General features: G+C 65.9%; 17 protein-coding genes and 1 riboswitch. Of the genes, 6 read left to right on the top strand and 11 right to left on the bottom strand.

Annotated elements, in window-relative coordinates:
• The first annotated feature begins 48 nt into the window (after positions 1-48).
• The 5 genes from HZF03_RS10515 (at position 49) to HZF03_RS10495 (ending at position 5479) form a co-directional block, all read left to right on the top strand.
• Positions 49-750: an alpha/beta fold hydrolase gene (locus HZF03_RS10515; protein WP_119018824.1), complete on the top strand. Its 702-nt coding sequence runs from the start codon at positions 49-51 to the stop codon at positions 748-750.
• 214 nt (positions 751-964) lie between these two features.
• Positions 965-1807 (top strand): alpha/beta fold hydrolase, encoded by an 843-nt coding sequence (locus tag HZF03_RS10510; protein ID WP_165858140.1) that lies wholly within the window; start codon positions 965-967, stop codon positions 1805-1807.
• Positions 1808-2007: 200 nt separating this feature from the next.
• Positions 2008-3432, top strand: a complete 1425-nt coding sequence (gene fumC / locus HZF03_RS10505; protein ID WP_119018826.1) for a class II fumarate hydratase — start codon at positions 2008-2010, stop codon at positions 3430-3432.
• Between the two features lie 27 nt (positions 3433-3459).
• Positions 3460-4716 (top strand): threonine/serine exporter family protein, encoded by a 1257-nt coding sequence (locus tag HZF03_RS10500; RefSeq protein ID WP_119018827.1) that lies wholly within the window; start codon positions 3460-3462, stop codon positions 4714-4716.
• Positions 4709-5479 carry a YoaK family protein gene (locus tag HZF03_RS10495; RefSeq protein WP_119018828.1) on the top strand — a complete coding sequence of 257 codons (771 nt, stop codon included), beginning with the start codon at positions 4709-4711 and terminating at the stop codon, positions 5477-5479. The genes HZF03_RS10500 and HZF03_RS10495 overlap by 8 nt, the downstream gene beginning before the upstream one ends.
• Positions 5480-5494: 15 nt before the next feature.
• On the opposite strand, the gene HZF03_RS10490 is transcribed toward HZF03_RS10495, so the two are convergent.
• The 6 genes from HZF03_RS10490 to HZF03_RS10465 are packed head-to-tail and all read right to left on the bottom strand — an operon-like array spanning position 5495 to position 11133.
• Positions 5495-6928 carry an alginate export family protein gene (locus HZF03_RS10490; RefSeq protein ID WP_119018829.1) on the bottom strand — a complete coding sequence of 478 codons (1434 nt, stop codon included), beginning with the start codon at positions 6926-6928 and terminating at the stop codon, positions 5495-5497.
• Positions 6925-7845 carry a glyoxalase gene (locus HZF03_RS10485; protein WP_119018830.1) on the bottom strand — a complete coding sequence of 307 codons (921 nt, stop codon included), beginning with the start codon at positions 7843-7845 and terminating at the stop codon, positions 6925-6927. The genes HZF03_RS10490 and HZF03_RS10485 overlap by 4 nt, the downstream gene beginning before the upstream one ends.
• A gap of 19 nt (positions 7846-7864) precedes the next feature.
• Positions 7865-8290 carry a DoxX family protein gene (locus tag HZF03_RS10480; protein ID WP_179906297.1) on the bottom strand — a complete coding sequence of 142 codons (426 nt, stop codon included), beginning with the start codon at positions 8288-8290 and terminating at the stop codon, positions 7865-7867.
• 1 nt (position 8291) lies between these two features.
• Complete coding sequence (locus HZF03_RS10475) at positions 8292-10172, bottom strand: amidohydrolase (protein WP_119019325.1); 1881 nt, start codon at positions 10170-10172, stop codon at positions 8292-8294.
• Positions 10169-10459, bottom strand: a complete 291-nt coding sequence (locus tag HZF03_RS10470; protein WP_119019326.1) for a XapX domain-containing protein — start codon at positions 10457-10459, stop codon at positions 10169-10171. The genes HZF03_RS10475 and HZF03_RS10470 overlap by 4 nt, the downstream gene beginning before the upstream one ends.
• Before the next feature lie 23 nt (positions 10460-10482).
• Entirely contained in the window at positions 10483-11133 is a 651-nt protein-coding gene (locus HZF03_RS10465) for a hydrolase (RefSeq protein ID WP_119019327.1), read from the bottom strand.
• Positions 11134-11471: 338 nt separating this feature from the next.
• On the opposite strand from HZF03_RS10465, the gene HZF03_RS10460 reads away from it, so the two are divergent.
• The gene (locus HZF03_RS10460; RefSeq protein ID WP_119019328.1) at positions 11472-13121 is read left to right on the top strand and encodes an MFS transporter; all 1650 of its coding nucleotides are present in this window, start codon (positions 11472-11474) and stop codon (positions 13119-13121) included.
• 4 nt (positions 13122-13125) lie between these two features.
• Here HZF03_RS10460 and HZF03_RS10455 read toward each other — a convergent pair whose 3' ends face one another.
• The 5 genes from HZF03_RS10455 to cobT all read right to left on the bottom strand — a co-directional run bounded on the left by HZF03_RS10455 (position 13126) and on the right by cobT (position 18296).
• Positions 13126-13890: a type 1 glutamine amidotransferase gene (locus tag HZF03_RS10455; RefSeq protein WP_119019329.1), complete on the bottom strand. Its 765-nt coding sequence runs from the start codon at positions 13888-13890 to the stop codon at positions 13126-13128.
• A 120-nt stretch (positions 13891-14010) separates the two neighbouring features.
• Positions 14011-14772 (bottom strand): precorrin-6A synthase (deacetylating), encoded by a 762-nt coding sequence (cobF, locus tag HZF03_RS10450; protein ID WP_119019330.1) that lies wholly within the window; start codon positions 14770-14772, stop codon positions 14011-14013.
• Positions 14773-14803: 31 nt separating this feature from the next.
• Positions 14804-16378: a cobyric acid synthase gene (locus HZF03_RS10445; protein ID WP_119019331.1), complete on the bottom strand. Its 1575-nt coding sequence runs from the start codon at positions 16376-16378 to the stop codon at positions 14804-14806.
• 86 nt (positions 16379-16464) lie between these two features.
• Positions 16465-17235, bottom strand: coding sequence for an adenosylcobinamide-GDP ribazoletransferase (locus HZF03_RS10440; RefSeq protein ID WP_119019332.1), 771 nt, complete (start codon positions 17233-17235; stop codon positions 16465-16467).
• Complete coding sequence (cobT, locus tag HZF03_RS10435; RefSeq protein ID WP_119019333.1) at positions 17232-18296, bottom strand: nicotinate-nucleotide--dimethylbenzimidazole phosphoribosyltransferase; 1065 nt, start codon at positions 18294-18296, stop codon at positions 17232-17234. Before cobT ends, HZF03_RS10440 begins: the two co-directional genes overlap by 4 nt.
• Before the next feature lie 206 nt (positions 18297-18502).
• A riboswitch (cobalamin riboswitch) is annotated at positions 18503-18713 on the bottom strand.
• Positions 18714-18719 lie beyond the last annotated feature (6 nt).

Here is an 18719-nt window from a genome sequence, read left to right as displayed (position 1 = left end):
GCCGTAGATCAGGGTGGCCGAGATACAATCTCAATGAGGAGTCACGCGATGCCCAATTCGTCCTCTCCCACGGTGGTGCTGGTGCATGGCGCATGGGCCGACGGATCGAGCTGGCGGCTCGTGATCCCGCATCTCCTCAACCAGGGCATTGCAGTGGTCGCGGTGCAGAACCCCACCACGTCCCTCGCCGCCGACGTCGAAGCCACGAGGATCGTGCTGGACAGCATCCAAGGCGCCGTCGTGTTGGTGGGCCACAGCTGGGGCGGCGCGGTAATTACCCAGGCCGGCAACGACCCCAAGGTCAAAGCCCTCGTCTTCGTCGCGGCCCTGCCGCCGAAGGTCGGCGAATCCGTCGGTGATCTGGTTGGCTCGCACCCGTCTCCGCCAGGCCTGAGCCAGATCGTCGATGACGGCCATGGCCATCTCAAGCTCAGCGAAGCAGGCTGGGTCAACGATGTCGCGCAGGATCTACCGAAAGACGACGCGCGCCTGCTGGCGGTGCTGCAGCCACCGCTGCCGACCACCACCTTCGCCGACAAGATCAGCAAGGCAGCGTGGGAAACCCGGCCGAATTGGTACATCGTCTCGACCGACGACCGCATCGTCAGCGTCGAGCTCGAACGCGAACTCGCTGTTCGCCTGAATGCCAAGACCACCGAGCTGAAGGCGAGCCATCTGTCCATTTTGTCGCAGCCACTGGCTGTCGCCGATGTGATCCTCGACGCCGTACGCACGGTGGCGGCAGGCTGAGCGCGTCACGCTGCCGGGATTAGCAAGCTGGAGACCAACGATGAACAACCCCGATCACGATAATGTGGCGCGATCGTCACGAGCGCTGGAACCCCGCGCCCTCCACATCACCCGACGCGACGCGATCGTGGGTGCCGCCTGCGTCGCCCTTCTTCCCGGCACCGCCATCGCACAGCAGCTCCACCCTCAGCGACCTTCACAAGGAGACCACGGAATGAGCAGCGGATTCGTCAAGACCAAGGACGGCGTCGACATCTTCTACAAGGATTGGGGCCCGAAGCAGGCCCAGCCGATCGTCTTTCACCACGGCTGGCCGCTGTCGTCCGACGATTGGGACGCACAGATGCTGTTCTTCCTGGCCAACGGTTATCGCGTGGTTGCTCATGATCGCCGCGGCCATGGTCGCTCGTCTCAGGTCGACAACGGTCACGACATGGATCATTACGCGGCCGACGCCTCGGCCGTCGCCGAGCACCTCGATCTGAAAAAGGCCGTGCATATCGGTCACTCGACCGGCGGCGGGGAAGTCGCGCGTTACGTCGCGAAGTTCGGTGAGCCGCAGGGCCGCGTCGCCAAGGCCGTGCTGGTCTCTGCGGTGCCGCCGCTGATGCTGAAGACCGAGAAGAATCCCGGCGGCCTGCCGATCGAAGTGTTCGACGGTTTCCGCAAGGCGCTCGCCGGCAATCGCGCGCAGTTCTTCCTCGATGTCCCGGCAGGCCCATTCTATGGCTTCAACCGGCCCGATGCGAAGACAATGCCGGGGGTCGTCAACAACTGGTGGCGCCAGGGCATGATGGGCAGCGCCAAAGCCCACTATGACGGCATCAAGGCGTTCTCCGAGACCGACCAGACCAACGATCTGAAGGCCATCACCGTGCCGACCCTGGTGCTGCATGGCGAGGATGACCAGATCGTGCCGATCGAGGACTCCGCCAAGCTATCGGTCAAGCTGCTGAAGAACGGCAAGCTGAAGACCTATCCGGGCTATCCGCACGGCATGCTCACCACCCATGCCGACGTGCTCAATGCCGACCTGCTGGCGTTCGTGAAGGAATAAGACTGGTCCGGGCGAAGCGGCTCTAATCGTCCGCTTCGCCTGCTTCTCTTCGCTTCATTCCGCCACTCACAGGTCATCCCGGCAGCATCATTCGCAGCATCGCGGGGCGTATCAACGCCTTGACGCGAGACGGCGGAGCTATGTCTGCGGCCGGGAGGGTGCCGACAGGTTCGCAATCGCCCTAGAAAGAAAGACGAGCGATGACGGAGTTCAGAGACGAAACCGACAGCCTCGGCAAGGTGAAGGTTGCCGCCGACAAGCTCTGGGGCGCACAAACGCAGCGCTCGCTGGAGCATTTCAGCATCGGCTCCGATCTCATTCCGCGCGAGATGATCACCGGCTATGCTATCCTGAAGAAGGGCGCCGCCAATGCCAACCGCGCCGGCGGCCGTCTGGACGATGCCCGCACCAAGCTGATCGTGCAGGTCTGCGACGAAATCCTGGCCGGCCGGCATCATGACATGTTCCCGCTGCACGTCTGGATGACCGGCAGCGGCACGCAGTTCAACATGAACGTCAACGAGGTGATCTCCAATCGCTGCTGCCAGATCGCCGGCACGCCGCTCGGCAGCCACGCGCCGGTACATCCGAACGATCACGTGAACATGGCGCAATCCTCCAACGATACGTTTCCGTCGACGATGAACATCGCCGCCGCTGTCAACGTGAAGAGCCGCCTGATACCGGCGGCCACGGCGCTGCGTGACGCGATCTCGGCCAAAGCCCAAGACTGGAAGGACATTGTCAAGATCGGCCGCACCCACATGCAGGATGCGACGCCGCTGACGCTGGGGCAGGAATGGTCCGGCTATGCCGGCATGCTGACGGATAATCTGGATCGGATCGAGGCCTCGCTGCAGGGTGTGTACCGGCTCGCGCTCGGCGGCACCGCGGTCGGCACTGGCATCAATTCGGCACCCGGCTTTGCCGAAGCGGCCGCGGCCGAGATCGCGGATCTGACCGGCCTGCCCTTCGTCACCGCCCCCAACAAATTCACTGTACAGGGCGCGCATGATGCGCTGGTCCAGCTCTCCGGCAGCCTTCGCACGTTAGCCGTATCGCTGTACAAGATCGCCAATGACATTCGCCTGATGTCATGTGGGCCGCGGGCTGGCTTCGCCGAACTGCTGATCCCGGAGAACGAGCCGGGCTCGTCGATCATGCCCGGCAAAGTCAACCCGACGCAGTGCGAAGCGCTGACCATGGTCGCCGTTCAGGTGATGGCGAACGACGTCGCGGTCGGCTTCGGCGGCGCCGGCGGCTATCTCGAGATGAACGTCTACAAGCCGCTGATGATCTTCAACATCACGCATTCGATCACCCTCCTCACCGATGGCTGCATCAACTTCCGCAAATTCCTGATCGAAGGCACCAAACCGAACCTGAAGAAGATCAAGGATTACGTCGATCGCTCACTGATGCTGGTGACCGCACTGTCGCCCGTCATCGGCTACGACAAGGCCTCCAAGATCGCCCACTACGCGATGGACAACGACCTGACGCTGAAGGCTGCCGCACTCGAACTCGGCTTCGTCGCAGAGGCAGAATTCGACCGCATCGTCGATCCTGCCAAGATGGTCTCGCCCTATGTCGCCGCCGTTGCTCCCGGCGCGGCAGCCGGCTGATCCGCTCACCGGTAAAGGCCATCTCTGATGACCAGCGACGATCGAGCGGAGCTCATCCTGTCTTTCGCCACGGTGCTGTTCGTCAATGGACAGGCGAGCGACCAGGTGATTGCCGCCGCGAACCGGCTCAGCACCACCCTCGGCGCGCCTGCGGAGTTGCAGGCGCATTGGGACGAGCTGCGCCTCGATGTGGCGAGCAGCGGAACACGCTCGACGATCTCGGTCGCGGCTGCGCCGGTCGGCGTCAATATGACCCGGGTCGCCACCGCGATGCGCGCCATCGTCGACATCGAAGCCGGCCGCCTGTCTGCCGAGGCAGCGCGGGATCGCATCGCGGCAATTGCCAAGGCTCCGGCCTCCCCGACCTGGCTGTTTGCACTCGCGGCGGCCGTTGGCGCGCTGGCGCTGGCGATCATTTTTGGCATCGCGCACGCGCCGGCCGCCGCAATCATCTTCGTCAGCGCCGGGGCCGGCGCACTGCTGCGCCGCGGCTTGGCACGGATCAGCGACAATCTCCTGATCCAGCCGTTCTGCGCCGCATTGCTCGCCGGCCTGATCGGCGGATTGGCTGTGCGCTATCAGCTCAGTTCGGCACTACGCCTCGTCGTGGTTTGCCCTTGCATGGTGCTGGTCCCCGGCCCGCACTTCCTCAACGCTGCGCTCGACCTGATCGGCGGACGAATCCAACTCGGCAGCTCGCGCCTCGTCTACGCGACCCTGATCCTGCTGGCGATCTCGATGGGCCTCGTCCTGGGTCTGTCGATCCTGGATCAATCGCTGCCGATCGATCCATCGGGTCTGACGGTGCCGCTATGGCTCGATATGATCGCTGCCGGCGTTGCCGTCGCCTGCTACGGAGTGTTCTTCTCGGCGCCTCTTGGCATGTTGGCGTGGCCGGTCGCAATCGGCATGATCGCGCATGGCAGCCGCTGGCTCGCCATGACCGAGCTCGGCTTCGGCGCCCCTGCCGGCGCCTTCGTGGCCTGCCTGATCGTCGGTCTGGTGCTGACGCCGGTGTCGCACAAGCGGCATCTGCCATTCGCCGCGATCGGCTTCGCCGCTGTCGTATCGATGATCCCGGGCGTGTTTGTGTTCCGGATGATTAGTGGCCTGTTGCAGATCGCAACGACCTCCTCGGCGCCGCCCGAGTTGACCGGCGCCACTATCGCCGATGGCGTCACGGCCGCTTCCATCATGGCGGCGATGAGCATCGGCCTCGTGCTGCCCCGGACGATTATCGCCCATTACGCACTCGCTCGCGACCCGACACAGGCCGATGCCTAGCCATACGCCCACGACCACTGATCTTCTGACCGTCACGCCCGGCGAAGATGCGCCGAACACCGCAGCGGCTTCGAAGCAGACCCTGGCGAGAATGGAAGAAGCCATGCCCCCGGTGCTCAGCGTGATCGCCGGCATGGTGGACATCACCGGCTTCTATATGCTCGGCAACATCTTCACTGCACATATCACCGGCAACCTCGTGGTGGCGAGCGCGGTAGCGGTCGGCGGCGGCCCTATCAATCTGGCGCAGCTCGCTGCAATCCCCGCGTTCATCTTGGTGCTGGTGTTGATCTGGCTGATCGCGCGGTTCTCACGGCTGACAGGCCCGGCTTTGGTGCGGCTGCTGCTCGGCGTTCAATGTGCTTTGCTCGCAGCGGTGCTGGCGGTTAGCGTCGCGCTGAAGCCGGCAACCCATCCTCACGGCCTGATCGCCGGCACCGCGGTGATGATCGCGGTGGCAGCCATGGCGACGCAATATGCGCTGCTCCGGCTGGCGCTGCCCAAAGCCGTCTCCACTGCGGTGATGACCGGCAATCTCTCCAATGCGGTGCTGTCGATCATGGACGCGCTGTCGAACGGACATCCGCTGATGAGCGCCGACGACGGCCGCCTGAAGCAGGCACTGCGTCTGCTCGCAGGTTTCGTAGTCGGCTGCGTGATCGCGGCGTTGGCAATGCCGCTCATGGGCGATTGGGTATGGGCATTGCCCACAGCCCTCGCCGCGTTGGTGATGATCCGACCTGTGTTCTGGGGCGGGCGATAGCGGCGGCGCGGAAACTCACCAACCGTATTGCAGCTGGAGGCCGAGATAATCGCTGCTGCGGCCACCGGCGGCGCGGATGGTGTCGCCAACGTCGAAATGCACCGCTTCGATCGCGCCGGTGAGATGCGCGTCGAAGGCGTAGTCGACGCGGAGTTGGCCGTAGGCGCCGGTCCAGGCGGTGCCAACGCCGGCGGTGCCGGCCACCGGCACACTCGGCTGCACGTAGATCGCGTCCGCCGTCGTGGCGCGCCATTGCAGGCCGACCGCCGCCATCAGCTTCAGCCTGCTCGCCGGCGACACGGTGATCGACGGCTTGAGATGGACGAGGTTCGCATAGCCGGTGAAGCCCGCCAGCGTGAAGTAATAGCCGTTCGGGAACAGTGGATTGAAGGTGCCGACGACGCCGTCGTTCGGCCGGTCGTCGCCGGAGGCAGCATCGAACTGCAGCCCGAGCCGCGGCTGCCAGGCGGCAGGCAGCGTGTAGCCGGCGCGGGCGCCCACCGCCCAGGCCCGCGCCGCCGAGGCGCCTACCTGCCCGGTCTGCCCCATCGCTTCGAGGTCCCAATCGAGCGGGCCCTGCTTGCCGGCAAAGCGGATGTCGAAAATATGCCGGCGCTCATCGCCGGTGGCGTCGAGATAACGCGCGCCGGCGCGCTCATACAACGAATAGTACGCCGACAGCTCGTTATTGCCGAGCACCTTGCGTTCGATGCGGAGCGTGCTGAAACGGAACTGATCGGACGAGCGATCGTCGAACGGCCGATCGTCGAAATACTGCACCGGCCGGCTGACGAAGCCGATGAACCGCCAGGTGCCGGTCTCCCAATCGGCCCACACAGCGTCGAACGATTGCCGCACGTTGGGGCCGTCGCGCGACGACACGAAACGCTGCAGGTCGAAGGCGAAGTCCTGACGGCCGACCCGGGCTTTGAGCAGCCCGCCGGAGAACTGCTTGGTGTATTCGAGAAACGCCAGCCGCAGATCGACCCGATCCTGATCGACCGAGGTGACGTTCAGCTTATCGAACGCCCGATCGTCCTCGAGCTGGACGAACGCCCGCCAATTGGCATCGAAATGCACATCGGCATGGACCTGCAGACGCTGGATGACATAGCTGTCGCGGGCATTGCCGCCTGTGCCGAACGCCGGGGCGTCGTTGAACTCGAACCGCTCGCGCAGATTGGCGCCGAACGACACATAGCTCTTCGGATCAGACACCCACAGCGGCACATATTTCAGGGAGTCGAACGGCTCGGTCCGCAGCTTCGGATCGGCCAGCACCGACCAATCCTCGGCCCAACGGTTGGACTGGATCGCCGGCCGCGCCGGCGCATCGTCGGCCGCGCGGGCGAGCCCGCCGAAGGCGATGAGCGCGACGGAGGCCAGCAGCGCCGAGCGGACGAGCGCCGCACGCCGAATTTCCCCGCGCTCTCCGCCGTCCGCCGTCACTCGGCCGCCGCCGCGTGTCGCTGCGCCGCGGCGTGGATCTCGGCCACGTAGCCACCGGGGAATTGCAACATCGCAGCCTTGCGGTCCTCGAACGAATAAGGCGGCACCAGAACTGTCACGCCCGCTTCCTTCGCCTTGGCAAGCGTCGCCTCCAGATCGGCGACTTCATAGCCGGTGGTCTCGCGGCCGTAAGGATACGGCAAATGCCCGTCGGTGACGAACACGGTCATCTTGCCGAATGCGGATTCGACCCGGATTCGCTTGATCTTGGCGTCGGGCTTGCCCACCTCGGCGCCGGATGCGACGCTGCTGTCGGACACGATCCGGCCGTGCGAGAACTTGACGAAGCTGCGCACGAACGCTTCGGCCCGATCGGCCGCGACATACACCCGGTTCTCCGGGACCGAGGTGAAAGCGGCATAGTCCGGCTTGGTCGTGTGCCAGTACAGCTGCATGTTGACCCCGCCGGGCCACTGCACCACCGCGTCGCGTCCGATCGGATCCGGGAAGGTCGACACGATCACGGACGCGCCCGCGGCGCGCGCCTGCCTGATCGCCACATCGATATCGCTGACCAGATAGCCGTTGCGCTCAGCGCCGAACGGATATGGGATCGGTGTCTTGAACCCGAACAACGACACCGTGCCCGCCGGGGTCTGCAGCAACTGCGAGGTGGTGCTGCTCGGCGTCGGCGTCACGGTCGCGACCACCTGCTTGGTGCTCTTGCCGCCGAAGGTGGCGAGAAAGCTCGCCACGAATTTCTCAACGTCCTCGGGCGCCACATAGACATGTGTGGTGTCGTATTGCGGCGCGACCGCAACCGATGGGGTGGCATGGCGCGCTTCCTTCGCTGCCACCGGCGAACTCAGCGCGGCGGCGATCGCCAGCAACAGAAGAGGTTTCGAGATCTGTTTCACGGAAGTCTCCTCGCCAATATCAGGACGTCGATCGCCGTTGGTCGGACAGCATCGCCACCAACACGAAGCCGGCGATCAGTCCGAGATGTTCAAAGAAGGCGTTGGCCTGCATCCCACGATCCGCTGCGGGCGCGGACCAGAACGCATTCGCCGTCAGCATCGCCACGAAGGTCAGGACGCCAAGCGCGCCGGCACCAAACCAGACCAGCCGATCGGCGAGCACCAGGAGCGAGCCACCCAGTTCAACGACGATGGCGAGCGCTGCCCACAGCCAGCCGGGATGCAGGCCGAACCTCTCCTGCTCGGCCACAGCCCCGGCGAAGTCGAACAGCTTCACCACGCCGCCGAGCAGATAGGCGGACACCAGCGCGAAGCGCGCGGCGTGCCAGAGCAGCGGCGACGACAGGATCGTCGCCGCCCACCTCGGCTCGTCAGCCGGCCTCACCTCACACCGCCCAGCAAGCGCAGCCCAGCGCGCCCCAGAAGCTCTTGAGATCGGAGACCGGCAGCTTGCTCGACCACGCGGTGGCATGATCGTGGCCATGCAGCGTGCAGCTATTAGCGCAGCCGCACGATGTCATCGCCTGTACCGCGACCTTGCCGGCAGCCCGTTCATCGTCCGCCCAGGCGGCGTAGCCGCCGAACCGGCGCACCGGCGACCAGTCTGGCATCGCCGGTGGCGGCGCGCTGTCGTCGAGACCGGCGAACTCGGCGGCGCCATACACCACCTTGCCGCCAACCATCGTCAGCAGCGCGGTTGTGTCGGCGATCTCGGCTTCACTGCAGGAGAAATAGTCGCGGTCGGGCACCACCACGTCGGCGAGCTGGCCGACGGCGATGCGCCCCTTGTTGCCTTCCTCGTTCGAAAACCAGGTGACGTTCTCGGTCCACATCCGCAACGCGGTCTCGCGGTCGAGGCAGTTCCGCTGCGGCGTGATCCGCAGGCCGCCGACGGTGCGGCCGGTGACCAGCCAGGACAGCGACACCCACGGATTGTACGACGCGACCCGGGTCGCATCGGTGCCGGCGGAGACCTTGACGCCGCTGTCGAGAATGCGCTTCACCGGCGGGGTCGCCTCCGCGGCGCCGAAGCCGTAGCGCTCGACGAAGTACTCGCCCTGATACGCCATCCTGTGCTGCACGGCGATGCCGCCGCCGAGCGCCGCGATCCGGTCGATCGAGCGGTCCGAAATCGTTTCGGCATGATCGAAGAACCAGTGCAGGCCGTCGAGCGGCGTATCCTGGTTCACTTTCTCGAACACGTCGAGCGCGCGCGAGATCGTCTCGTCGTAGGTCGCGTGCAGACGCCACGGCCATTTGTTCTGCACCAGGATGCGCACCACCTCCTCGAGCTCGCCTTCCATCTCCGGCGGCATGTCGGGCCGCGGAACACGGAAATCCTCGAAGTCGGCGGCCGAGAACACCAACATTTCGCCGGCACCGTTGTGCCGAAAGTAGTCGTTGCCCTGCTTGTATTTGGAGGTCTTGGTCCAGTTGAGGAAGTCGTCCTTCTCGCCCTTCGGCTTCTGCGTGAACAGATTGTAGGCGAGCCGGATCGTCAGCAACCCCTCCTCGTCGAGCTTCTGGATCACCGCGTAATCGTCGGGATAATTCTGGAAACCGCCGCCGGCGTCGATCGCACCGGTGACGCCAAGCCGGTTCAGTTCGCGCATGAAGTGGCGGGTGGAATTGACCTGATAGTCGAACGGCAGCTTCGGCCCCTTCGCCAGCGTCGCGTAGAGGATGTTGGCATTCGGCTTGGCGAGTAGCAGACCGGTGGGATTGCCGTTGGCATCGCGGGTGATCTCGCCGCCGGGCGGTTCCGGCGTGTCCCTGGTGTAGCCGACAGCGCGCAGCGCCGCGCCGTTGAGGATCGCGCGGTCATAGAGATGCAGCAGGAACACCGGCGTATCGGGCGCCACGGCGTTGAGTTCGTCGATCGTCGGCAGCCGCTTTTCGGCGAACTGGTGCTCGGTGAAGCCGCCGACCACGCGCACCCATTGCGGCGGCGGCGTGATCGCGACCTGGCGCTTCAGCATGCTCATCGCATCGGCGAGCGAACGAACGCCGTCCCAGCGCAGCTCCATGTTGAAGTTCAGGCCGCCGCGGATGATGTGGAGATGGTTGTCAATCAGGCCGGGCAGCACCCGCCGCCCCTTCAGATCGATCACGCGCGTCGACGGACCGGCGAGCGGCAGGACATCGCGATCGTGGCCGACCGCCGTGAACCGCCCGTCCGAGATCGCCACCGCACTGGCGGTCGGGTTGCTCCGGTCCAGCGTCGTGAACAGGCCGCGATGCAGGATGATATCGGGCGCGGTGCTCATGAGTGCTTCTCCATCTGGTGCGGTTCGGAAATTGAGGACGTCTCAGCGGCGCGGCGGCCCGGCAGCATGCCGAAGATGTGCGGCGTGCACTTGGCGTCGCGCCACGCGGCCGCAAGGCTGTGGCCGGAGATGATCTGCCGCGCCACCGGCACGATCTGCTCGCCGGCCAGAATGCCGAGTAGTCCGATCAGCGCCACCAGCGGCGGCGCGGGGGAGCGCACGTTGAGCAAGCTGTAGATGATGCCGACCAACAGGCCGGCACCGAGCGACAGCAGATATACTTTCATCCTGCTCTCCCGCGCCGATCGCTTCAGGCGGCCTTGGTGCCGCCCTCAGAGGCGTGTTCGCCGAGCGCCCACTTGGAGAAACGGATCTGGATGCCATAGGGCGAGTGCGCCCGCAGGATGTCCATCATGCCCTCATAGGTCTCCGAGCGCGCCCAGTCCTGCTGCAGCTCGAACGCGTACTGGCAGGAGGTGATCGGCACCGCGCCAGCCTGAATTGCGCGCTCCATCGAGCGGTTGTGCGCTTCCATCGACAGATCGCCGCAGGCATCGGCCGGAATGTAGATCTCGTAGCCTTCCTTCAGCATATCGAGCGTCGGGAACATGACGCAGGCTTCGGTCCACAGCCCGGCGATCACGAACTTCTTTCGGCCGGTGGCGGCGACGGCTTTGCGGAAGTTCGGATCGAGCCACGAGTTCATCGAGGTGCGGTCGATGATGTCGAGGTTCGGAAACAGCTCGGTGACTTCCGGCATGAACGGGCCGGAGAACGAATCCTTGGCCACCGTGGTCAGCACCGTCGGAATCTTGAACAGCTTCGCCGCTTTGGCGAGGATCTGGATGTTGTTGAACACCACAAGTCGGTCGTGAGACTGCACGCCCTGATACATCGCGGGCTGATAATCGATCAGCGCGATTGCGCTGTTGTCGGATGTGAGCATATCCAGTTTCGACATCGGAACTCTCCAAGTTCGGGGCTGAGCTGACGCAACTGGGCGCAATCATGCCCTGCCCGGCGTCCGGATCGCTTGGACGAACCCGTCACCGCTTGCACGAACGCGCGGCGCCCTGCTCACGCCGATGACGACATCTCACCGCAGGTGCACTCATGTGGGCAGGGCGGCTCGCGCTGCTTCGGGTCTGATGACGAGCGATCGTCTCGCGCCTGACGCGGCGCTCAAACATTCAAACCGCAGCAAGGTCCTGCAATCTCGCTTGGCGCCGCCGCGCTAGATTTCCGCTTTGGCAACCAGCGCCGGACAGATCACGAGCGCCTTCAACCCAGCGAGGACCGATGAGCAGTGTTGAAGGCGGCCAGCAGACAGCGGTTCCGCCACGCCCTTCATCCTGGGCAGCCTTTCACCACATCGCCTTCACGGTGGTATGGACGGCAACGGTGGTGTCCAACGTCGGCACCTGGATGTTCAATGCCGCCTCCGGCTGGCTGATGACCAGCCTGGAGGCAGACCCGCTGCAGGTCGCGCTCGTGCAAGTCGCGTCCAACCTGCCGATCTTCCTGTTTGCCATTCCGGCGGGCGCGCTCGCCGATATTGTCGACAAGCGCAAGTTCTTGATCGTGGTGCAGATCGTTCTGACCGTGTTCGCCGCCGCCAGCGCTGGGCTGGTCTGGTTCGGCCTGATGACGCCGCGGCAGCTACTGCTGTTCACCTTCCTGCTCGGCGCCGGCGCCGCTTTTGCCGCGCCCGCGTTCCAATCGATCGTGCCGGATCTGGTGCCGAAGCAGGACCTCGCTTCGGCGGTCGCCAGCAACGGCGTCGGCATCAATATCAGCCGGGCGATCGGCCCGGCGCTGGGCGGCGTCGCGATCGGCAGCCTCGGCATCGCCGCGCCGTTCTGGATCAATGCGGTCAGCAACCTTGCGGTGATCGCCGCGCTGATCTGGTGGCGCCCCGCTCATCCGCGCAGCGGCACACTGCCGCCGGAACGACTGATCGAAGCGCTGGTCACCGGCATCCGTCACGCCCGGCACAACACCGAGCTCCGCGCGACGCTGGTGCGCGCTGTGGCGTTCTTCTTCTTTGCCAGCGCGTATTGGGCACTACTGCCGCTGGTGGCCCGGTCGCGGATCGCCGGCGGGCCGGAGCTGTACGGCATCCTGCTCGGCGCGGTCGGCGCTGGCGCGATCGGGGGCGCGCTCATCCTGCCGAAGCTGAAGGCCGCGCTCGGCCCCGACCGGCTGGTCGCCGCCGGCACGCTCGGCACCGCGCTGTGCCTGGTGATGCTCGGCCTTGCCCGGCAGGTCGAACTAGCTATCGCCGCGTGCCTGCTCGCCGGCGTCTCGTGGATCGCCGTGCTGGCCAGCCTGAACGTCTCGGTGCAAGTCGTGCTGCCGGATTGGGTCCGCGGACGCGGCCTGGCGATGTTCGTCACCGTGTTCTTCGGCGCGATGACGGCAGGCAGTGCGCTGTGGGGCCAGATCGCCTCATCGTTCGGCCTGCCGATCGCACATTTCGCGGCTGCGGCGGGCGCAATGCTCGGTATTGTGGCGACGTGGCGTTGGAAACTGAAGGCCGGCGCGGACGTCGATCTGTCGCCGTCGATGCACTGGCCGACGCCGATCGTCAGCATCGACGCCGAGCCGGATCAAGGGCCGGTGCTGATCACGGTCGAGTACCGAATTGCGCCGAGCCATCGCGAGGCGTTTCTCAGCGCGGTGCGGCATCTCAGCCGGCAGCGGCGGCGCGACGGCGCCTATCAATGGGGCGTGTTCGAGGATGCGGCCGATCCCGGCCGCTTTGTCGAAACCTTCAAGGTCGCTTCATGGCTGGAGCATCTCCGCCAGCACGAGCGCGTCACCAACGCCGATCGGGTGCTGCAGGAGCAGATCCGCTTGTTCGATGCCGAACCGAAAGTGACGCACCTGATCGCCGCGCCACATGGGCACATCAAACGGCAGCCGACGCATGCGTCGCAAACGCCGTGACGGCTTAGCGTGCAATCGCGCGCGTCACGATCTGCAGGAAGTTATCGTTGAGCCGGCGCGCCGCCTGCGCAAAACCGGGCAAGAGCCCCGTGGTCTCGTCGGCAAGCTTCGCGGCGCGCTCGCGCCCGAGCGCCGTCTCGAGCGAAGCGGCATAGGCGGGAATTTGCTGCCATTCGGGCACGGTGCGGTCGGTGATCTCGACGTGATACTGCAGCCCGTAAGCCGCATGGCCAAACCGGAACGCCTGTACCGCGCAAGCATCATTGCGCGCCAGCACTTCGCCACCGGCCGGTAGCGTCGCGACTTCGGCCCCGTGCCATTGGAAGGTCTGCAGCGGGCTGGAAAGACCGGCAAACAACGGATCGGTTGCGCCGGCCGCGGTCAGCTCGACCTCGCCCGGACCAACTTCCGGAGTGTTGCCGAGACGGACTTCGCCGCCGAGTGCAGCCGCAAGCAGCTGATGCCCGAGGCAGATGCCGAGATACGGCCGGCCAAGCTCCTGCACGAAGCGTCGGATCGCGGCCTTCTCCGGCACCAGCCAGGGATGCTCGTCTTCCTGCCAGACGTCTTGCGGGCCGCCCATCACGATCAGAGCGTCGTAAGGCTCTAGCGCTGGGATGGGTTCGCCTGCATCGAGTTCGACTGCATCCCACACGATCCCCGCTTCGCGCCAGAACTCGCGGAAGATGCCGGGATGCTCGACATCGACGTGTTGAAACACCAGGAAGCGCAGTCCGCTTCGGTTCGGGCTGGTCGCGATGCTGTTCATGTCGGCCCCGCTCAGATCGGCGCGTGATGCGCGCCACCGATGGCGGGGTTTTGGCCGATACGCTGGCATCGAGCAAGCGCGATAAATGAGCAGCGCCCGTCGAAGCTCGACGGTACCAATCTACGATTCCCCTGCTTTACGGAGCAGATAGATGTCCATCACCCAGCCCTTGGCGGCACGCACCTGGCGGCGGACGCGCTGAATCTCGGGCGCAATCTCCGGGAGCTTGCCGGCTACCAGGACTTCATCGTCCATGCCGAGGTTGGCGCCCCAGAAGATTTCGGCCCCCTCGGCGTCGATCTTGGCGAAAGTCTCCTCGCCGTCGAGCATCACCACCGTTGTCTCGCCCGACCATCGCCCCGCGCCGGCGAGCTTGCGCCCTGTTGTCACCGTGACGGGCTCGCCGATGCCATTCAGCGCGATGCCATGACGCGCTGTCAGCGCCTGCACCGCGGTGATGCCGGGAATGATCTCGTAATCGATCGCCATCCCGCGCCCGCGCAGCCGGTCGAGAATGCGGATCGTGCTATCGTAAAGCGACGGATCGCCCCACACCAGAAATGCGCCGCAACCATCCTCCGGCAGTTGCTCGGTCATCGCGTGCTGAAACCGGTCGGCGATCTGGGCGTGCCAATCGTCAACCGTGGCGCGATAATCCTGCGGCTGCGCTTCACGCTTGGGGATGTCGATGGTGACAAAGCGGTAACCCGGCGTCTTGATGAAGCGCTCGCAGATCTGCTCCCGCGCCAGGCGCAGCTCGGCTTTTTCTTCTCCCTTGTCAGGAATGAAGAACACGGTCGCGCGGTTCAGCGCCTCGACTGCCTGAACGGTCAAATAGTTCGGACCGCCAGGCCCGATTCCGATCAACAAGATCTTCCGCATCGTCGTCCTATTCCGCCGCGCGAACGCCGCTTCACCGCGCCAACGCCAGCAAGGCATCGAGATCGAGATTGCTTTCGCAATGATCGGCGAGCGCGTCCAGCGTCTCCTCGACTCGGCGTTCGAAATCGAGCCCGGACGACGCAGCGCCGATCTGCGCCAACCACGCGGAGCGGAACGCATCGCCGCCGAAAATGCCGTGCAGATAGCCGCCGCTGACGCGGCCGTCCGCCGAGACTGCGCCTTCGGCGCGCTCGGTGCCGCCCTCCTCAAGCTTCAGCCAGGGCCGCGCCAGACCTGGGCCGGTGGTACGGCCCATGTGCATCTCGTAGCCAACGACGCGGCACCCGCTGACCCGATCGATCGCATCGATCTCGATCAGGCGCTTGTCGCCAGAAATCTCGGTCTCGATGTCGAGCAAACCAAGCCCAGCGGTCTCGCCCGCAGGTCCTTCAATGCCTTGCGGATCGCGCACCACGCGGCCGAGCATCTGGAAGCCGGCGCACAGCCCGACGACGCGGCCGGCGCGGCGGACATGAGCGTGAATGTCGATGTCCCAGCCCTCGCGCCGGATCAGGTCGAGCTCGGTGCGGGTCGCTTTCGAGCCCGGCAGCACCACGACATCGACATCGGCAGGAATCGGCGAGCCCGGCTGAATCCACTGCAGGTCGATGTCGGGCTCGGCCACCAACGGATCGAGGTCGTCGAAATTGGCGACGCGCTGCAGCCGCGGCACCGCGATCTTGAGCCGGCCCCGGCTCGCCGCCGCGGCGCGCTCCAGCGCCAGCGAGTCCTCTGCCGGCAGTCGGTCGGCGCCGGGAAACCAGCGCAGCACGCCGAGGAACGGCCAGCCGGTCTCCGCCGTGATGGTCCGGCAACCGGGTTCGAACAGCGAGAAGTCGCCGCGGAATTTGTTGATCAGATAGCCGACGACGCGGGCCCGATCGCCCTCGCTCAGCAGCACGTAGCTGCCGACCAATGCCGCCATGGTCCCGCCGCGATCGATGTCCGACAGAAACACGACCGGCAGATCGGCCGCCTCGGCGAACCGCATGTTGGTGATGTCGGAGGCGCGCAAGTAAACCTCGGCGCCGCTGCCGGCGCCTTCGACTAGCACCAAATCAGCCTCGGCAGCGAGCCGCTCGAAGCTGTCGACCACCGCCGGAATCAGCCGCTGCCGCATGTGGTGATAGATTCGCGCCGGGCAGTTGCCGAGCACGCGTCCGCGCAGCACCACCTGGGCGCCGATTTCCGACTGCGGCTTCAGCAGCACCGGGTTCATGTGGATCGACGGTGCCACACGGCAGGCGCGCGCCTGCAGCGCCTGCGCGCGGCCGATCTCGCCTCGGACCTGTTCGCCGTTCGGACCGGGCGGCAGATCCGAGTCCGAGGCGACCGCGGCGTTGTTGCTCATGTTCTGCGCCTTGAACGGACGCACCACCAGTCCGCGCCGGCTGAAGGCGCGGCACAGCCCGGCGACCACCATGCTCTTGCCGACGTCCGAACTGGTGCCCTGGATCATCAGCGAGCGGGCGCGCCGCGGACCGGTGGTGGTGCGCGGCGTGAATTGGATCCGGGAGATGAGCTCCTCGACATGGGCGTCGGTCATAAAACCACCAGATGGCATGGAGTTGAGAGGAAGCAGCGCAGGCGCGCGCGCCTGCGGTCGAACGTGATCGGCAGCGGCGGCATCACTTAGCCATGGCCGGCCATCGCCACGACGCCGAGGAACAGGCCGATCTGGATCATCTGTTCAGTGGCGCCAAGCACGTCGCCGCGATAGCCGCCGATCAGCCGGAGCGCGATCCACGGGGCCGCCAAGCCGAACACACCCGCGACCAGCAGCCCCGCAATCGCCGCTGGCGGATTGAGCATGACCAGCCACGTCGCCCCGAGCACGCTGAACGCAGCCAGACCGAACCAGCCTGCAGTGCCGATCGCGCGCGTCGGATAGCTCAGCTTGCCGGTGGCAGCGTCGCCGGCATAAGGCAGCGCCGACATCGCCGCGACGATGCCGGTCCGCCCCAGACTATAGCCGGCCACCAGAGTGGCGACGCCGAGCCACGGCGGCAGGCTCGCCAGCGCTGCGACGCGAATTGCAAAACTGAGTACCAGCGCCACCGCGCCATACAGGCCAAGGCGGCTGTCCTTGATCAGCGCCAGGCGCTGCTCGCGCGTGCGGCCGCCGAACAAGCCGTCAGCTGTGTCGGCAATGCCGTCTTCGTGTAGCGCGCCGGTCAGCGCCGCCCCCGCCGCCACAGCCATCATCGCCGGCACCACACCCGACCAGATCAGCGAGCTTGCGAGCAGCACTCCGCCGCAGACCAGGCCGATCCCGGCGCCGACCAGCGGAAAGTACTTCGATGCGCTCAGCAGCCAGTCGTCGTCGAACTGCGCGGTGCGCGGCGTCGGCACCAGCGTCATGAACTGCACGGCGTTGAGCAGGGACTGGATCTGCCGGCTCACGCGCAGGGTCCGATCCGGCCCGCCAGCACGTCCGAAAGCGCGGCGAGATCGTTGAGGATGCCAGCGGCGGCGCGCAGCAGCGGAACGGTCATCAGCGCACCGGTGCCCTCGCCGAGCCGCAAGCCTAGATCGAGATACGGCGTCGCCTGCATCGCTTCGAGCAGCACGCGGTGGCCCCGCTCGGCCGAGCGATGCGAGAACACGCAGTAATCGCGCGCGGCGGGCTGCAGCCGCACCGCGAGCAGCGCCGCCGCGCTGGCGATGAAACCATCGATCACCACCGGCCGCCGCGAAGCTGCGGCGCCGAGCACTGCGCCAGCCATCATCGCGATATCGAAGCCGCCGAACTCGGCCAGCACGTCGAGCGGCGCCGTCGGTTGCGCCCGCGCCGCCGCCTGTTCGACGATAGCGCGCTTGTGCGCGACGCCGGCATCATCCATCCCGGCGCCGCGGCCAACGCACTCGAAGATAGGCGCCGCTGTCAGCGCGTGAGTGATCAGCGCGGCAGAAGTGGTGTTGCCGATTCCCATCTCCCCGATCGCGACGATGTCGAGCCCACCTGCGATATCCTCACGCACCAGATCGGCCGCCGCGGTGATCGCACGCGCGGCCTCCTGGTGAGTCATTGCCGGTTCGTGGCGGGCGTTGCGGGTGCCGCGCCGGATCTTGCGATCGATCAGTTTGGGGTTTGGCGGCATATCGGCATCGATGCCACCGTCGACGATCCGCACCTCGGTCGCCGCCGCTTTCGCAAGAACGTTCACGCCGGCGCAGTCCGCCAGATAAGCTTCGACCATCGAACGCGTTACGCTCGCCGGATACGGCGAGACCCGGTCGGCGGCGAGACCGTGGTCGCCGGCGAAGATGAACACCGACGCACGCTCGGCCCGCGGCGGCGCCGGGTGCCAGATCAGCCCGAGCTGCACGGCGAGATCTTCGAGCCGGCCGAGCGAGCCCGGCGGCTTCGCTTTGCCGTCGAGCCGGGCTCGCAGCTCTGGCTCATGGGCGGGATCGACCGGCGGAACGGACAGGATACGGGGTTCAAGCAAGGGCGCGTGCATCGCAAAGCTCGGCAATCGGAATGCTCTGCCGCCGCTTCTGCGGGGCAGTCAGGACGCGCGAACGACAATTGCAGCGGCGACAGCGAAACTGTCCGCGCGTGCGGTCGTTCGGGCGACGACGGGTTTCTCCGCGACAAACGGAGGCGCGCGTCAGGTCGGCGGTCGGTGCGGCATGTCTGTGTCCTTCTTCGACCCACCGTCGAATGGCTTGGTTGCGGACTTCGGCCGGTCTCCTGGCTCGCGGACATTGTCCCGGTCGCCTTCCCGAGCGGCTCTAGGATGCCGAACTCAGTGGCGGAGTGACCGGAGACGATCCGCTTACAGTTGCGGGGGCAGCCGCGGACTTGGCGATTGCTCGCCGCACCGCATTCCCGTTTCACCCTTCGAACGAAGGGCACCGAAGCGAGCGGCACCACAGCACGG

Origin of the sequence: Rhodopseudomonas palustris (genome assembly GCF_013415845.1) — a bacterium.
GTDB classification, from domain to species: Bacteria; Pseudomonadota; Alphaproteobacteria; order Rhizobiales; family Xanthobacteraceae; genus Rhodopseudomonas; species Rhodopseudomonas palustris_F.
Note: the sequence above shows the minus strand (reverse complement) of the source record. Positions and strands in the feature narration are given on the sequence as shown.

Coding starts and splice junctions, on each gene's coding strand:
- HZF03_RS10515 (WP_119018824.1), top strand. CDS start 49: ATGCCCAATTCGTCCTCTCCCACGGTGGTGCTGGTGCATGGCGCATGG.
- HZF03_RS10510 (WP_165858140.1), top strand. CDS start 965: ATGAGCAGCGGATTCGTCAAGACCAAGGACGGCGTCGACATCTTCTAC.
- fumC (WP_119018826.1), top strand. CDS start 2,008: ATGACGGAGTTCAGAGACGAAACCGACAGCCTCGGCAAGGTGAAGGTT.
- HZF03_RS10500 (WP_119018827.1), top strand. CDS start 3,460: ATGACCAGCGACGATCGAGCGGAGCTCATCCTGTCTTTCGCCACGGTG.
- HZF03_RS10495 (WP_119018828.1), top strand. CDS start 4,709: ATGCCTAGCCATACGCCCACGACCACTGATCTTCTGACCGTCACGCCC.
- HZF03_RS10475 (WP_119019325.1), bottom strand. CDS start 10,172: ATGAGCACCGCGCCCGATATCATCCTGCATCGCGGCCTGTTCACGACG.
- HZF03_RS10470 (WP_119019326.1), bottom strand. CDS start 10,459: ATGAAAGTATATCTGCTGTCGCTCGGTGCCGGCCTGTTGGTCGGCATC.
- HZF03_RS10465 (WP_119019327.1), bottom strand. CDS start 11,133: ATGTCGAAACTGGATATGCTCACATCCGACAACAGCGCAATCGCGCTG.
- HZF03_RS10460 (WP_119019328.1), top strand. CDS start 11,472: ATGAGCAGTGTTGAAGGCGGCCAGCAGACAGCGGTTCCGCCACGCCCT.
- HZF03_RS10455 (WP_119019329.1), bottom strand. CDS start 13,890: ATGAACAGCATCGCGACCAGCCCGAACCGAAGCGGACTGCGCTTCCTG.
- cobF (WP_119019330.1), bottom strand. CDS start 14,772: ATGCGGAAGATCTTGTTGATCGGAATCGGGCCTGGCGGTCCGAACTAT.
- HZF03_RS10445 (WP_119019331.1), bottom strand. CDS start 16,378: ATGACCGACGCCCATGTCGAGGAGCTCATCTCCCGGATCCAATTCACG.
- cobT (WP_119019333.1), bottom strand. CDS start 18,296: ATGCACGCGCCCTTGCTTGAACCCCGTATCCTGTCCGTTCCGCCGGTC.